Source organism: Sphingomonas sp. CCH9-F2, assembly GCF_001556735.1.
GTDB classification, from domain to species: domain Bacteria; phylum Pseudomonadota; class Alphaproteobacteria; order Sphingomonadales; family Sphingomonadaceae; genus Sphingomonas; species Sphingomonas ginsenosidimutans.
The window spans coordinates 1-14,333 of the sequence record NZ_LSJO01000024.1 but is presented as its reverse complement, the minus strand read 5'-3'; the positions used below and the strand labels follow the sequence as shown (position 1 = coordinate 14,333).

Genomic DNA, 14,333 nt, shown 5'->3' with positions numbered 1-14,333 from the left:
ACATAATCGAGCGCCCCTGCCCCGCCGGTGAACAGATGCCCCGTCGCGAACAGGTCGAGGCGGATCGGTCCCGCGTCGCGGCTATAGCCCAGCGTCGGCTCTACCACCGCGTCCGCGCCGCCGTGTCGCGGATCGCCGCGCGTTGCCAGCGCGCGAACGCCGACATCGAACCCGGCAGGCAAATCCAGCCGCCCCCAGGCGGCGGGCGCGGCCTGTCCGTCGCTCCAACTGATCCCGCGCCGCCGTTCGTCCGTGGCGATCTCCACACCGGCGTGCGGCGACACCTGCGCCGCCACCGGCCAGGCCGCCACACCCGACAGCGCGACGGCCATCATCATGCGAAGCCGCACCCTCAACCGCGCGTCCGATCGTGCGCGGCATCCAGTTCGGCCAGCATCGCCGCCTGGTCGCGCTCGGCGACCGCGAGCAAATGCTCGCGCACTTCCCCGGTCTTCGCCGCAATCTCCTGTGCGATCGCGCCGCGCTGCGCATCGCACCAGCCAGGGCGCGTGCCGCTGATCGGCGCGTCGGCGCTGATCCGGCGCGTCAGGACATGGCCGGCGGCGTGGCGCGCCTCGCGGTGGACGTCGACCGAGGCGGACCAGGTACAGCGCAGCGACGACGGACGCCCCGGGGCACCCGCGGTGCCGACCTGGCGATGCCGCACCGCCACCTCGCTGCGATAGGTCACGTCGACGCGCTGGCCGCGATGATCCATCTGCACCTGATGCGTTTCGGTGGCGAGCGGGGAGCCGAGCAGCAGCCCGGCAGCGGCGATGAAGCTCATGAGCATTCTCCTTCTGCGGTGCCCCGAGCCATCCTGCCCGGTGGCCCCATCGACATATGTCGACCCGCCCACGCCGCAACCGCGTCGCGACAAGCCGAAACATATCATTACATTGGCGTCACAGGCCCCGCGCGCTACTCATGGCGCATGAGCCGCTTCCTCGCCCCCGCCGCACTTTTCGCCGCCTGTCTCGCCACGCCGGTCGCCGCCACCGGCCTTTCTCCGGCCGAGGCGCGGATGAAGGCCACGATCGCCGCCGATGCGGCGCGGAACGAGGCGCTGCTGGAGCGGCTGGTGCTGCAGAATTCGGGCACGCTCAACCTTCCCGGCGTGGCCAGGGTGGGGGAGATGATGCGCGCCGAACTGGCGCCGCTGGGCTTCGACGTGCGCTGGGTCGACATGAAGGACACCGGGCGTGCCGGGCATCTGATCGCCACCCACAAGGGCGAGGGCCGCGGCAAGCGCGTGCTGCTGATCGGGCACCTCGACACCGTGTTCGAACCCGACAGCCACTTCACCGGCTTTCGCCGCGACGGAACACGCGCGATCGGTCCGGGGGTGGGCGACGACAAGGGCGGCATGGTGGTGATCGTCGCGGCGCTGCGCGCGATGCAGGCGGCCGGCACGCTGAAGGGTGCGGACGTCATGGTCGTGCTGACCGGGGACGAGGAACGCAGCGGCAAGCCGCTGTCGCGCTCGCGTGCCGATCTGATCGCGGCGGGCAGATGGGCGGATGTCGCGCTGGAATATGAAGGGCTGGCGGTCACGCCCGGCGGCGATGCCGGGACGGTCGCGCGGCGCGGCGCGACCGACTGGGAACTGGTCACCACCGGGGTGCCGGGCCATTCGGGCGGGGTGTTCGGCGCGGAGCTGGGCTATGGCGCCAATTACGAGATGGCGCGAATCCTGGACGGTTTCCGCCGCGAATTGCCCGAAGCCAATCTGACCGCCAATGTCGGCGTGCTGGCGGGCGGGACGCCGGCCGGCTTCGTCGGCGACAGCTTCACCGCCACCGCATCGGGCAAGACCAATATCGTCGCCGAACGCGCGGTGGCGCGCGGCGACCTGCGCGCGCTGACGCCGGAGCAGGAGGCAGCCGCCCGCGCGAAGATGCAGGCGATCGTTGCGCAGCATCTGCCGCGCACCGGCGCGACGCTGACCTTCAACGAAGGCTATCCGCCGATGGCGCCGACCGCGGGCAATCGTGCGCTGCTGGCACGGCTCAATGCGGTCAATCGCGATCTGGGGCTGCCCGACATGCCCGAATATGATCCGGCGAAGCGCGGCGCGGCCGATTCCAGCTTCGTCGCCGCCGATGCGGACACGATCGGCGGCATGGGCGCGGCCGGCGGCGGCGCGCATGCCGATGGAGAATGGGTCGACCTGCCGAGCATCCAGCGGCAGGGGCTGCGCAGCGCGATCCTCATCAGCCGGCTGGCAGCGGAGCGGCGCTGACGCGCGGACAGAAGCGGCGATCGGTGCGTTGTCCCGGCTCCTCACACCGGAGCTTTCCATGACATTGCGCGCCCTTGCCCTCAATTGTTCGCTCAAGGCCGATCCCGACGCCGCATCGTCGACCGATGCGATGCTGGCGGTGGTGACCGACGCGCTGGCGCAGCACGGTGTCGTCACCGACACCCCGGTGCGGATCGCGGCGATGAACATCAAGCCGGGCGTCACCAGCGACGAAGGCGATGGCGACGAATGGCCCGAGGTGCGCCGCCGCATCATGGACGCCGACATCCTGATCCTGGGCGGGCCGATCTGGATGGGGCAGTTGGGCAGCGTCGCCAAGCGCGTGATGGAGCGGATGGACGCCTTCCTGAGCGAAACCGACGATGACGGACGCCTGCCCAGCTATGGCAAGGTCGCGGTCTGCGCGATCGTCGGGAACGAGGACGGCGCGCATATCTCCAGCGCGCAGATGTTCCAGGCGCTCAACGACGTCGGCTTCACCATTCCCGCGATCGGCGCGGTCTATTGGGTCGGCGAGGCCTATGGTTCGACCGATTTCAAGGATTTTCCCGAAACTCCCGAGAAGGTGTCGCAAACCGCGGCGATGCTGGCCACCAACGCCGCGCATCTCGCCCGCTTGCTGAAGAAGGACGGCTATCCGGCCGCACCCTGATCGCGGATGCTTGCCGGGGCGCGGGATTTCGCCGATGTTGAACGGCTATGACCGTGCCCCGCCCTTCCTCCCCCGCCACGCGCGGCGGTGCGACCCGCAACGAGCTGAAGCGCGCCGCGCGGCGGTTGTTCGCCGAACGCGGCATCGCCGCGGTGGGGATGCGCGAGGTGGTCGAGGCGGCGGGGCAGCGCAATGCCGCCGCCGTCCATTATTATTTCGGCAGCAAGGACGATCTGCTGCGCGAACTGCTGATCGACGGCGCGGACCTTATCGAGGCACGGCGAAAGGCGCTGATCGACGATGCCGAACGCAAAGGCGCGGGGATGACGCTGCGCGATCTGGTCGAGGCGATCGTCCTGCCCAATGTCGAGCTGCGCGGCGACACCGGGGAGGAGGAAACCTATTTCCGCTTCATCGTGAACGTCCAGAACGAACGGCGCGAACTGTTCCGCGACACCGTGCCCGAACATTCCGACAGCTACCGCAGGTATGTCGATCACGTCCGCCGGCTGCTGGCACCCTTGCCGGTCGTGCTCGCCAACCAGCGCGTGCTGTTCGCGGGGCTGGCGATGCAGACACTGGTAGCCGCGCGCGAAGCCGCACTCGATCGCTCCGACAATCGCGATCATCATTTCTGGAGCCGGCCCGACGCGCTCACCGGGATCATCGACGCGATGGAGGCGATCCTGCGCAACCCCGCGGCGAGCTGAAGTTACCCGCGCAGCGCGCGTTGCACCAGCGGCGCACAGCACGCGACGAGGCCAGGGCGCAGCAGCAACCAGTCGCGGATCGCCGGCCCCTCACTTGCGCCGATCACCCGCTTGTAGCCGCTGTCGCCCGCGCCCCAGTCGACCCGCTCGATCCCCCGCTCCATCGCCTCGACCAGGTTGCGGTAGTACAGCAGCTTGCCCGGCGAATGTTTCGCGAAGGCCGGATCATAGCTGTTGGCGATCGCATATTTGGTCGCGCCGGCGTCCAGGTCGAAGGAAAAGGCCGCCGGCACGTCATCGATGTACAGCAATGCGGCGTGGAACATCCCGGCGATGACCGGATCACGCGCCGCCGCGCGGAAGAACGCGCCATGGCCGGCGCCGGTGAATTTGGCGTCGCGACCATCGGTACGGTCTGCGATCCAGCTGCGCTCCTCCACCGATGCCATGGCGTCGAACACCGCCGGCCAGTCGTCCTTTCGGGCGAACCGCCAGTCGAGCGCGCCATGCCCGGCCAGGTGCTTTTCGTGGAAGCGGTTCTTGCGCAGCGTCGAGCCGCGCGGCCACTGCCCCTCTGCCCGCGCCGCGACCATGTCCAGGAGATAACTGTCCGCCACCGGCCGCGCCACGGCGCCCCAGCCGGCGGCGCGCGCCCGCGCCAGCAACAACGCCAATGCGGGATCGTCGTCATAGACCGGCCCGATTCGCAGCGCCCGCACCGCGCGCGCCAGCACGACCAGCGCCGCATCCGCCGCCTCCACACTGGCCGCCGCGGCCACCGGGACGCTGCGGAACGGCCAGTAGCACCCCGGCACCGCGCCGATACCTGCCCAGTGCGGCCCGGCAGCAACGATCGGGATCGCCATCATCACGACGCCGTCCTGCGCGGCCACGATCGTGCGCGCCGGCCCGCCATAAGTATCCACCGCGGCGGCAAACCATTGACGACGCAGGAAGCGGTGCGTGTCGGGCGCGGTGGCGGCAATTGCGTCGATCGTGTCGGGCAAGCCCGCGACGCACGTTGCGACCGCGCGACCGGGTGCGGCGTTCAGGTCAGGGGGCGGCCATGTGGCATCGGTCATGTTTCGGCACCTAGCGACAGGCCGTTACCAACCGGTTGTGCCCGGCCGCGCCGCGCGGCAGGAAGGGGGCGCCATGGACTACAGCCCCGCCCTCCCCACGATCGTCGAGGCGATCCACGCTTCGGTAAGTCCGGTGTTCATGCTGACCGGCATCGGCGCCCTGCTCAACGTCCTGGCCGGGCGGCTGGCGCGGGTCGTCGATCGCGCGCGCCAGCTGGAGGAGCGCCACGGCCGGCTGGCGGCGGACGCCCGCACCGCCGTGGTTCAGGAACTGCGGCTGCTGGCACGGCGCATGACGGTCATCAACCGCGCGCTGGCGCTGGCGGTGGGCAGCGCGGTCGCGACCTGCGCGGTGGTCGCGATGCTCTTCGTGGGCGCGCTGACGCGATACCGGCTGGCGGAAATCGTGGCATTCAGCTTCATCGCCGCGATGTCGCTGCTGATCGCCGCCTTTGTCGCCTTCCTGGTGGAAGTGCAGCTGTCGATCCACGCGATTCGCGTCCGCGACGAACTGCTGCAATGACCGTCATGGAACGCCCATGATGCGGGCGCTGCGCGTCATCGGCACGACGGTGCTGGCGCTGGTCGTCGCGGGCGGAATGGCGATCACGATCGTGCCGCGCTTCCTGGACCGCATCTATTACGAAGGGCCGGCGAGCGACCATTTCGACGGCGCGCGCTTCTTCAACCCCGATGGTGACGACGACACGTTGCGCCCCCCGGGTCGGACGGGCCGCCGCGGGTTCGTGTGGAGCTACCTGACCGGAAACGATGGCAGGCCGGCATGGCCCGACCGCGTTCCGGTCCGCGCCAGCCGACCGCGCGCCCGCGTGATCGGCGAGCGGATGCACGTCACCTGGATCGGGCATGCCACCGTGCTGATCCAGACGCAGGGGCTCAATATCCTGACCGATCCCGTGTTCGGCGACCGCGCCGGCCCGTTCGGGCTGGGGCCGCGCCGGGTGGCCGCGCCCGGCATCGCCTTCGACGATCTGCCGCGCATCGACCTCGTTCTGGTCAGTCACAACCATTACGACCACATGGAGCTGGCAACGCTGCGCCGGCTGTGGGAACGTGATCGCCCGACGATCGTGACCAGCTTGGGCAACGACGGCGTGATCGCGCGGAGCGGTGCGCGCGCGGTCGCGCTCGACTGGGGCCGGCGCCTCGCGCTCCGGCAGGGAATATCCGTGGCGGTGACGCGCAATCACCACTGGGGCAGCCGCTGGTTTGCGGACCGCAACCGGGCGCTGTGGTCCAGCTTCGTCGTGACGCTGCCGTCGGGGGGCAATATCTTCTTCGCCGGCGACACCGGCTTCGGCGACGGCAACTGGCCGCGCGAGGCCGCCGCTCTCGGCCCGATCCGCTTCGCGATGATCCCGATCGGCGCGTTCCGCTTCGCGCCCGGGCAGATGGCGTCGGGCGCGCATATCGGCCCCGCGGATGCCGCGCTGGTCGACCAGCGGCTGGGCGCGGCTCACGCCCTGCCGATCCACTGGGGTACGTTCCGGCTGAGCTACGAGGCATATCGAACGCCGTCGAGGCTGCTGGCCCTCGCCAATGCCTGCGCCGGCAACACCGGCTTCGCTCCCGCCGCGATCGGCGTGGCGCAGGACATTCCCGCCTATCGCGCCCCCGCCGCGCGGCCGATGATGACTCGCGCGGCGATGCTGCGCTGCCTCGATACCCCGGCGGCCCGCGCGCTGCGCTGACCGCCGGAGCGTGGGCATCAGCGCGTCGGGTCGATCAGATACTTCTCGCCGGTCGCCTTCTTCTCATAGGCGCGCAGCACGTCGGGGTTCAGCGCCTCGGCCAGACCGATCGTCGCGGTATAGCCGCTGGCGAACGTCGTGGTCAGTTCATCGATGACGCGCTGGCGCATCCGCCCCACCACCTCGCGTCCCGCCTTCTGCATGAACGGCGTCAGCAGGAAGCCGGACACGCTCCACTGGAACCCGAACGCCAGCCGGTTGAGCGTGGTCGGCGCCAGATCGAGCGCGCCATAGATGTACAGCTGCTTGAACGTGTTCGATCCGTAGCGGCTGTATTCGGTCATCGTGCGGTTCGCGGCCTGCTCCATCGCCTGCATGATGTCGCTGCCCAGCGATCCGCCGCCGATCGCATCGAACGCGATGGTAGCGCCGGTCTCCACGATCGCATCGACCAGCCGCGCGCGGAAATCCTCCGCCTTGCTGTTGAGGACATGGGTGGCGCCGATATCGCGCAGGATCTTCTTCTGCGCATCGCTGCGCACGATGTTCACCAGCGGCACGCCGTCCTTCAGGCAAATCTTCTGCACCATCTGCCCCAGGTTCGATGCCGCGGCGGTGTGGACGATCGCCTTGTGCCCCTCCATCCGCATCGTCTCGACGAAAGCGAGCGCGGTCAACGGGTTGACGAACATCGCCGCGCCGTCCGCGGCACTGGCACCGTCGGGCAGCGGCACGACGTCACGCGCCTTGAGCGTGCGATACTGCGCGTACATCGCGCCGCCCATCATCCCCACCTTGCGCCCGACCAGCGCCTGCGCCTCGTCACCCGCGGCGATCACCGTCCCCGCGCCCTCGTTACCGACCGGCAGCGACTGGCCGATGCGCGCGCGCACCCCGCCCATCCGCTCGCGCGGGACCTGGAACGTCAGCACCGGGCGCTCCGCCGTCCCCGACGCGCTCAGCGAGGCGACGTCCGCCGGGCCGAGCAGCAGCCCCAGGTCCGACGGATTGATCGGCGCCGCCTCGATGCGCACCACCACCTCGTCCGCCGCGGGCGCACCGTGCGTCACCTCCTCCAGGCTGAGCGTCAGCTGACCTTCGGCATCCACCGCCGACCGCAGTTCCAAACCCGTCACGTCGCTCATCCTCGCCTCCATCAATGGTTTACGCCGGGATGGCGATGCGCCGCGGCACGGTCAACCACGATGGTTCTCATCGGCCGGCGAACAGGCTACCGCGAGCGGCATGTTCGACCTTGACGCCTATATCGCCCGTATCGAATTGCCCGCGCTGCCGACCCGCGACGCCGCCGGCCTGTCGCGCCTGCAATGGCAGCACCGGCTGCGCATCCCGTTCGAGAATCTCGACGTGCGGCTGGGCCGCGGCATCGCGATCGACAGCGCTGCGGTCGCGGCGAAACTCGTCGATGCGCGGCGCGGCGGCTATTGCTTCGAACACAATCGCCTGTTCCTCGATGCGCTGGCGGCGCTGGGGTTCGAGGCGCGCCCGCTGCTGGCGCGCGTGTGGCTGGGCGCGACGGCGGTGCCGCCGCTGACGCACACGCTCGCGCTGGTGACGATCGACGGCGGGCGGTGGATCGCCGACGCCGGCTTCGGGGGCAGCTACACCCCCGTTTTGCCGCTGGCGGACGGGGCGGAGGCGACCGCGCCCGATGGCGCGCGTTTCCGGCTGGTGCGTGACGATCCGCGCGCGCGCGACGGCGGCTGGATGCTGCTGCGCGACGGCGACTCCGCCACCACCGACGGGCGCGGCACCGGCGACGGCTGGCGGCCGCAATACAGTTTCACGCTCGACATGGTGCATGACAGCGATCTGGCGATGGGCAACCACTGGTCAGCCACCGCCCCCGCCAGCCGGTTCGTGAACCACAATGTGGTCAGCATCGTCCTGCCCCACGGCTTCGCCAGCCTGACCAACCGCACCTATCGCCGCCGTGCGGCCGATACGACCGCAGAGGGCGACATCGCCGACCCGCGCGTCTACCGGATGCGGCTGGGGCTGATGTTCGGGATCGAGCTGACGAAGGACGAAGTGGCGGGGCTGTTCTAGGCGACGCTGCCGGCCTGTTCGCGCAGGCGGGGGTGATCGGGCGGCAGCGGCGGGGCAAAGTCCTCGCGCCGCCAGATCGCGTCGCGCGGCTCCTCGGGGTCGGGGATCGCGAATTCGACATAGCCGAAATAGGTCGCGATCAGCCGCTCGCCCGGATCGACGATCGCGGTGCGCCCGTGGAGGAAGCGGGTGTTGTCGAGCATCACCACGTCGCCATTGCGCCACTCCACCGGCACCGCCAGGCGATCGCCTGCAGCCTTGATCGCCTGCAGCCAGGCCTCGGGCACCGGATGGCCGTCGTCCAGCACGGGGTGATCGGGGCGCCCGTTGTTGAACCGCGCGAACAGAAGGAAATTGCCGAATGCCGGCGCATCGGTGAACATCGGCCGGTGCAGCGCCGGGCGCGTGAACGCGCGCACGATCATTCCGTTGGGCAGCCGGCGGAAGAAATACGGGCATTCGGGCGGCGGTGCGGCCAGCCGCGCGTCGTCCGGCGTCGGGGTGCCCAGCCAATAGTCCAGCAGCGTCGGCCACGTCGGCTTGATGTACAACAGCCGTCGCGGGGCCAGCGCCTCGCGCACTGCGGCCGGCATTTCGCGCACCAGCGCAACGCCGTCACAGATCGTCGTCTGCCCGCCGCGGCTGGGCGCCGACAGGCAGCAGAAGAACGCCGCGTCCGGCTTCCACGGCTCACGCGACAGTTCGGGGTGGAGCGCGAACGCGCCCGTTCCACCGTCGACGGTGTGGATGTTCGCCGCCTCGTCGATCGGGCGGCGCCCGGGGCTTTCGTTGACTACCGCGGTCCGGCAGAAACGCTTCGCGAAGCTGCGGAACGCCGCGACATCGGCGCCGAACCCGCGCAGCAGCAGCGCGCCATGCGTGCGGTACAGATCGACGATCGTCTCGCGATCGAGCCGGTCGAGCGTCTCCCCCGCTTCGGCTTCGATCAGCACCTGCGGGCGGCCGGCAACGGGAAGGGACACATGCGCCATGCCCCCGGCATAGCCGCACCGCCACGGTCAGGCTATACCCCGGCCATGTCGATGACCCTCGCCGATCTGATCGCCTCGCCCGACCATTATCTTCAGCGGTTCGAGGGGCAGGATGCGGTGTTCGTGCCGATGGATCGCGCCGCCTATCACCGCTCGATCTTCCTCGACGCGCGGATCGACCCGGCCACCCCGCGCGAGATGCGGGTGCCCGCCGCGATGCTGCTGCCGGCGGCCCCACGCGCGCTGCCCAGTGCCTGGATCTTCCACGTCGCGCACTGTGGATCGACGTTGCTGGCACGCGCGCTGGATGCGCTCGACGGCGCACTGGTGCTGCGCGAACCGCAGGCGCTTCGCCAGATGGCGATCGACCCGGACGACGCCGGATTGCGACTGGTGCTGGGAATGGCGACGCGCCGCTATCGCACCGATGCGCCGACGCTGGTGAAGGCGAACGTGCCGGTCAATTTCCTGTTGCCGCGGATGTGGCCGGTGCTGGGCGAGGCGCGTGCGATCCTGCTGCACCTGCCGCTACGCGACTATCTGCTCGCGATCCTGCGCAGCGACCAGCATCGCGAGTGGCTGCGCCGCGTCACTACCCAGCTGACGCCGCATTTGGGCATGCTGGACGGCCGATCCGACGCGCATCGCGCCGCGATCCTGTGGACGGCGCAGATGCGCGCCTTCGCCGACGCGATCGCGGCGCGCCCCGACGATCTGCGCTCGCTGAATGCGGAGACGTTCTTCGCCGATCCGGCACGGGTGCTGACCGCCGCAGCGGCGCACCTGCGGCTGCCGCTGGATCCGGCGGCGATCGCGGGCATCGTCGCGGGGCCGCTGTTCGCCACCTATTCGAAGGATCCGACGGTCGCGTTCGACAATGCCGCACGGCTGGCGCGCCGGGCCGAGCTGGAACATGCCCTCGCCACCGAACTGGCGGAGGCACAGGAGGTGGCCGCCGGCCACGGCGACGATGCCGTTCGCGCGGTGGCCGGCGCCGCGCTTTAGTCGCCCACCCCCAGCCGCAGTCCCGGCTGAGCCTCCACGCCAGTCGCGGCGAAGAAGCGGCGCAGATAGTCGCGTTCTTCCGGCATGATATGCGGATTCCACACGTCAAAGATCAGGATCGCGCGCGGCTGGTCCGAGCGGTTCCACGCCTCATGCTCGATCGTGTCGTCGAATACCCAGGCGCGCCCTTCCTCCCACGCGCGCGTTTCGCCGCCCACGCGGAAACTACAATCGGGCGGAACGACCAGCGGTAGGTGGACGATCGCCCGCACATTGCTGACCCCGGTATGCGCGGGCAGATGCGTCCCCGGTCTCAGGATCGAGAAGAACACCGTCGGCGTGCGCCCCGGCAGGTCTGACAGCGGCAGCGCCTCCACCGCCGCGGCGGTGCGCGGCACCCGCGCGCAAACGGCATCGTCGCGCTGCCCGTCCTTCCACAGATGCATCGCGCCCCACGCGAGCGATCCGTCGAGCGGCGACCATTTGTTTTCCGGCGTCCCCGGCTTCATCGCGACATAGGGGCGGATCGCGTCGCCGGCATCGCGCCACACCGCGAGGAACTCCTCACGGATAACCTCCGTCTGCGCCTCCAGCGTTGCCAGCCACGGGAAATGCTCACGGTCGAAGAATTCGTCGGCGGGCAGGAACGGGAAATGCATGCCCGCGCAATGGTTGGCGTAGATCGCGCGGCGCCCCAGCGCGTGGTCGACGCAGGCATCCAGTCGCCGCCGCTGCAGCGCGGACAGATCGGACCGCGCGGGTGCCAGCGCCGCCTCAACCCGGCGTGCGAAGGCCGCGGAATGGTCCGCCACGACATCGCGCGCGTGGTTCAGCAACGCATCGGTCGCGGGCGTTCGATCCTCCAGCAGCGGCGCCATCGCCAGCACATGGCCCCATCGCTCGGCCGCCGCCGCCGCCTCGCCGCGCCGCTCATGCCATTCGGCGAGCCGTACCAGCGCCATGAAGTGGCGCTGGTCGATCGCCAGCGCGCCCTCCAGCGCATCGCGTTCGCCGGCGTCGTCGCGCTGGTCGCGATGCGCGCGGGCTAGGTTCATCCACAGGTCCGGTGCATGGCCATCCGCCGCGATCGCGCGGCGGAACAGCGCCGCCGCTGCCGCCGGATCGTTGCGCGCCAGGCACCCCATGCCGAGTGCGTTGAGCGCCAGCGGGTGTTCGACGCCGCCCGCCACCAGCCGCTCGAAAAGCCGCAGCGCATCATCGCGCCGTCCCGCGGCCCGCGCCTCCATGGCCGCGCCCAGCAAGCGGTGAACTTCCCCCTGATCCATATTGACAGCCTATATTGTAACGCCACGGGTGGACAATGGCGAAGGCGCTGCGCACATCGTGACGATGACGACGCCGCTGTCTGGTTTGCCCACCGTTCTCGACGCCGGATGGCTCGCCCATCGCTACGATCCGACGGGCGATGCGGTCCATTTCCTACCCGTGCCGCGCGAGACCCATCGGCAGGCGACGTTCCTGACCGACGAATATCTTCCCGCCGGGCTGGCACCGCTGGTCCTGCGCCGCGGCGACGCGATCGCCTCGGCCATCGCCCCGGCACCGCTGCATTTCATCTTCCACTCGGCCTTCTGCTGCTCGACGCTGCTGGCACGTGCGTTCGACGTGCCCGGCGCGGCGATGGGGCTGAAGGAGCCGGTGATCTTCAACGATCTGATCGGATGGCGCCGCCGCGGCGATCAAGGTCCGGACATGGCGAGCGTCCTGGACGATATGCTGCGTCTGGTGGCGCGACCCTTCGCCCCCGGCGAGGCCGTGGTGGTGAAGCCCTCGACGATCGCCAACGCGCTGGCCCCGGCGATTCTCACGCTGCGGCCGTCATCGAACGCGCTGTTGCTGCACGCGCCGCTGCGCACCTTCCTGACCTCGGTCGCCAAGAAGGAGATCGAAGGGCGGTTGTGGGTGCGCACGTTGCTGACCGGGATGCTCGACGACGGCATGGCGCGGTTCGGATTCTCTACCCGCGAATTGCTGGGTTTCACCGATCTGCAAGTCGCGGCGGTCGGCTGGCTGGGGCAGCATGCGCTGTTCGGCGATCTGGTGGCGCGATTCGGACCACAGCGGGTCCGCACGTTCGACAGTGCAACGCTGATGGAGCAGCCGCGCGCGGCGATCGCGGCGATCGCTGCTTTATTCGGGGTAACGCTGGACGACGCGGCACTCGACGCGATCGTCGCCGGTCCGGCCTTCACCCGCCATTCCAAGTTCGGCAACCGATTCGACGCGGGCAGCCGTGCCAGCGAACACCGCACCGCCGCCGATCATCACGCGCGTGAGATCGACATCGTCATGACATGGGCCGAACGCACGGCAGAGGCGCTGGGGTTGTCGATGACACCCCCGGCGCCCCTGCTGCCCTGAGCGCGGATCAGCAGGCGCCGCCTTCGCCGGCGATGCGACAGCTGTTCGAGCGGTCGTTGTTCTGGCGGATATTGGCCCGCTCCCGCTCCCATTCGGCATTCGTCTTGCAGGTCTTGTAGGATTTTACGAGCGAGCCGGTTTCGACGAAACGCTTGCATACCATCCGCTCGCGCGCATCGGGCGAGGCGGTCGGCGTGGCCGGGGCGGCGGGGGCCGCGGGAGCCGCCGCCGCAAAGGCTGCGAGCGTCAGCGCGGCGGAAAACAGGTCGAACATGCGCGATCCCATCGTAAAAGGTGGCAGGAAGTCGCCGTCAGGCTAAAAGCCTCGGCTGGCCTATGTCAAACAAGCTTCCACGCCGCCCCCGCCCCGCTACCGCCGGTGAGCGCGCACGCCTGCGGGCGCAGGCCGAACGGGCGCTGGCGGCGAACGACATCGCCGCGGCCGCGCGGATCGCGGAACGCGCGATCGCGGCGGGCGATGCAGACCCCATGTATCTCAACCTTGCCGCGTGGCAGCGGGAGGAGGCGGGCGATTATTCCGCGGCGCTCGACCTCCTCCACCGCGCTTTGGCGATCGCACCGGGCGACGTCCTGATCGCCGGTGCGATCGGGGCGGTGCTGCGGAAAGACGGTCGCCTGAGCGAGGCATTGGCGACACTTGACCGCGTTGTCGCAGCCGAGCCGCGTCACGGTGCGGCATGGCTGGAGCGGGGTTATACGTTGGAAGCGATGCGGCTGGAAGCGGCCGCGGGTGACAGTTACCGGCGTGCGGTAGCGGTCGACGCGACCCTTTCGCCCGCATGGGGGCGGCTGGCGGACGCCGCGGCGCGACGTGGGGAGACGGACGAAGCGCGCCAATTGGCCGAACGGGCGCTGGCGCTGGCGCCGCTCGACCCCAGTGCGGCCGCGGCCCTGGCGACGATCGCGATCGAGGCGCGCGACGGACCGGGCGCGGAGGCACGGCTGCGGCCGCTGCTGCCGGTCGTGCGCGGCGACGACCGGACGCGCACGCTGACGCTGCTGGGCGATGCGCTGGACCGGCAAGGCCGCACTGCGGAGGCGTTCGCGGCCTATGATGCGGCGCAGGCCAATTTTCGCGACGTCTATCGCCGCGTGCTGGCGCCCGGCACAGACCGCCCGTCGCATCGCGCGTTCATCGAACGGATCGCGGATCAGGTCGCAGCACGCGGCGACGTCGCCCCCGCCCCGGCCGCGCGCACGGCCGTGGAGGCAGCGAAGCGCCATGTGTTTCTGCTGGGCTATCCGCGGTCCGGCACGACATTGGTCGAGAACATCCTGGCCAGCGCCGCGGGGGTTTCGGCGCTGGAGGAACGCGACACGCTCGCCGCCACCGACGGCGTCCTGCTGCACGACGACGGGACGCTGGCGGACCTCGACGCGATCGGCGAGGAGCAATGCGAGGCGCTGCGCACCGCCTATTGGCAGCGCGTCCGCGGCTATGGCG

At 70.0% G+C, this 14,333-nt stretch carries 15 protein-coding genes and 1 pseudogene; 9 read left to right on the top strand and 7 right to left on the bottom strand.

The features are described from left to right. A pseudogene (locus AX685_RS00915) lies at positions 1-338 on the bottom strand (TorF family putative porin); the annotation flags it as partial. Positions 339-352: 14 nt separating this feature from the next. Next, positions 353-787 (bottom strand): hypothetical protein, encoded by a 435-nt coding sequence (locus AX685_RS00910; protein ID WP_066484415.1) that lies wholly within the window; start codon positions 785-787, stop codon positions 353-355. A gap of 147 nt (positions 788-934) precedes the next feature. On the opposite strand from AX685_RS00910, the gene AX685_RS00905 reads away from it, so the two are divergent. Genes AX685_RS00905 through AX685_RS00895 form a run of 3 tightly spaced genes read left to right on the top strand, consistent with a single transcriptional unit; the run spans position 935 to position 3,625 of the window. After that, entirely contained in the window at positions 935-2,242 is a 1,308-nt protein-coding gene (locus AX685_RS00905) for a M20/M25/M40 family metallo-hydrolase (RefSeq protein WP_066484412.1), read from the top strand. Positions 2,243-2,300: 58 nt separating this feature from the next. Then, a complete protein-coding gene (locus AX685_RS00900; RefSeq protein ID WP_066484404.1) occupies positions 2,301-2,915 on the top strand; it encodes a flavodoxin family protein in 615 nt (204 codons plus the stop codon). Positions 2,916-2,962: 47 nt separating this feature from the next. Then, complete coding sequence (locus AX685_RS00895) at positions 2,963-3,625, top strand: TetR/AcrR family transcriptional regulator (RefSeq protein WP_066484396.1); 663 nt, start codon at positions 2,963-2,965, stop codon at positions 3,623-3,625. Between the two features lie 2 nt (positions 3,626-3,627). Here the strand turns inward: AX685_RS00895 and AX685_RS00890 are convergent, their stop codons facing one another. Then, positions 3,628-4,707 carry a GNAT family N-acetyltransferase gene (locus AX685_RS00890; protein ID WP_066484394.1) on the bottom strand — a complete coding sequence of 360 codons (1,080 nt, stop codon included), beginning with the start codon at positions 4,705-4,707 and terminating at the stop codon, positions 3,628-3,630. 73 nt (positions 4,708-4,780) lie between these two features. Here AX685_RS00890 and AX685_RS00885 point away from each other — a divergent pair, with 73 nt between their 5' ends. Next, positions 4,781-5,230 (top strand): DUF2721 domain-containing protein, encoded by a 450-nt coding sequence (locus AX685_RS00885; protein ID WP_066484420.1) that lies wholly within the window; start codon positions 4,781-4,783, stop codon positions 5,228-5,230. A 16-nt stretch (positions 5,231-5,246) separates the two neighbouring features. Continuing rightward, a complete protein-coding gene (locus tag AX685_RS00880; protein WP_066484389.1) occupies positions 5,247-6,419 on the top strand; it encodes an MBL fold metallo-hydrolase in 1,173 nt (390 codons plus the stop codon). 17 nt (positions 6,420-6,436) lie between these two features. On the opposite strand, the gene AX685_RS00875 is transcribed toward AX685_RS00880, so the two are convergent. After that, positions 6,437-7,564, bottom strand: coding sequence for a zinc-binding dehydrogenase (locus tag AX685_RS00875; protein ID WP_066484384.1), 1,128 nt, complete (start codon positions 7,562-7,564; stop codon positions 6,437-6,439). A gap of 100 nt (positions 7,565-7,664) precedes the next feature. Between AX685_RS00875 and AX685_RS00870 the strand changes: the two genes are divergently transcribed. Next, positions 7,665-8,489: an arylamine N-acetyltransferase family protein gene (locus tag AX685_RS00870; RefSeq protein WP_066484382.1), complete on the top strand. Its 825-nt coding sequence runs from the start codon at positions 7,665-7,667 to the stop codon at positions 8,487-8,489. On the opposite strand, the gene AX685_RS00865 is transcribed toward AX685_RS00870, so the two are convergent. Then, positions 8,486-9,481 carry a TauD/TfdA family dioxygenase gene (locus AX685_RS00865; RefSeq protein WP_066484380.1) on the bottom strand — a complete coding sequence of 332 codons (996 nt, stop codon included), beginning with the start codon at positions 9,479-9,481 and terminating at the stop codon, positions 8,486-8,488. The genes AX685_RS00870 and AX685_RS00865 overlap by 4 nt on opposite strands. A gap of 45 nt (positions 9,482-9,526) precedes the next feature. Here AX685_RS00865 and AX685_RS00860 point away from each other — a divergent pair, with 45 nt between their 5' ends. After that, positions 9,527-10,486: a hypothetical protein gene (locus AX685_RS00860; protein WP_066484378.1), complete on the top strand. Its 960-nt coding sequence runs from the start codon at positions 9,527-9,529 to the stop codon at positions 10,484-10,486. On the opposite strand, the gene AX685_RS00855 is transcribed toward AX685_RS00860, so the two are convergent. Continuing rightward, positions 10,483-11,772: an aspartyl/asparaginyl beta-hydroxylase domain-containing protein gene (locus tag AX685_RS00855; RefSeq protein ID WP_066484376.1), complete on the bottom strand. Its 1,290-nt coding sequence runs from the start codon at positions 11,770-11,772 to the stop codon at positions 10,483-10,485. The two genes, AX685_RS00860 and AX685_RS00855, sit on opposite strands and share 4 nt — an antisense overlap. A 64-nt stretch (positions 11,773-11,836) precedes the next feature. Between AX685_RS00855 and AX685_RS00850 the strand changes: the two genes are divergently transcribed. After that, positions 11,837-12,868 carry a hypothetical protein gene (locus AX685_RS00850; RefSeq protein ID WP_066484417.1) on the top strand — a complete coding sequence of 344 codons (1,032 nt, stop codon included), beginning with the start codon at positions 11,837-11,839 and terminating at the stop codon, positions 12,866-12,868. 7 nt (positions 12,869-12,875) lie between these two features. Here AX685_RS00850 and AX685_RS00845 read toward each other — a convergent pair whose 3' ends face one another. Further along, positions 12,876-13,142 carry a hypothetical protein gene (locus AX685_RS00845; protein WP_070321888.1) on the bottom strand — a complete coding sequence of 89 codons (267 nt, stop codon included), beginning with the start codon at positions 13,140-13,142 and terminating at the stop codon, positions 12,876-12,878. A 62-nt stretch (positions 13,143-13,204) separates the two neighbouring features. Here AX685_RS00845 and AX685_RS00840 point away from each other — a divergent pair. Continuing rightward, positions 13,205-14,333: tetratricopeptide repeat protein (locus tag AX685_RS00840; RefSeq protein ID WP_156445579.1), on the top strand; the 1,129-nt coding region annotated here is incomplete at its 3' end.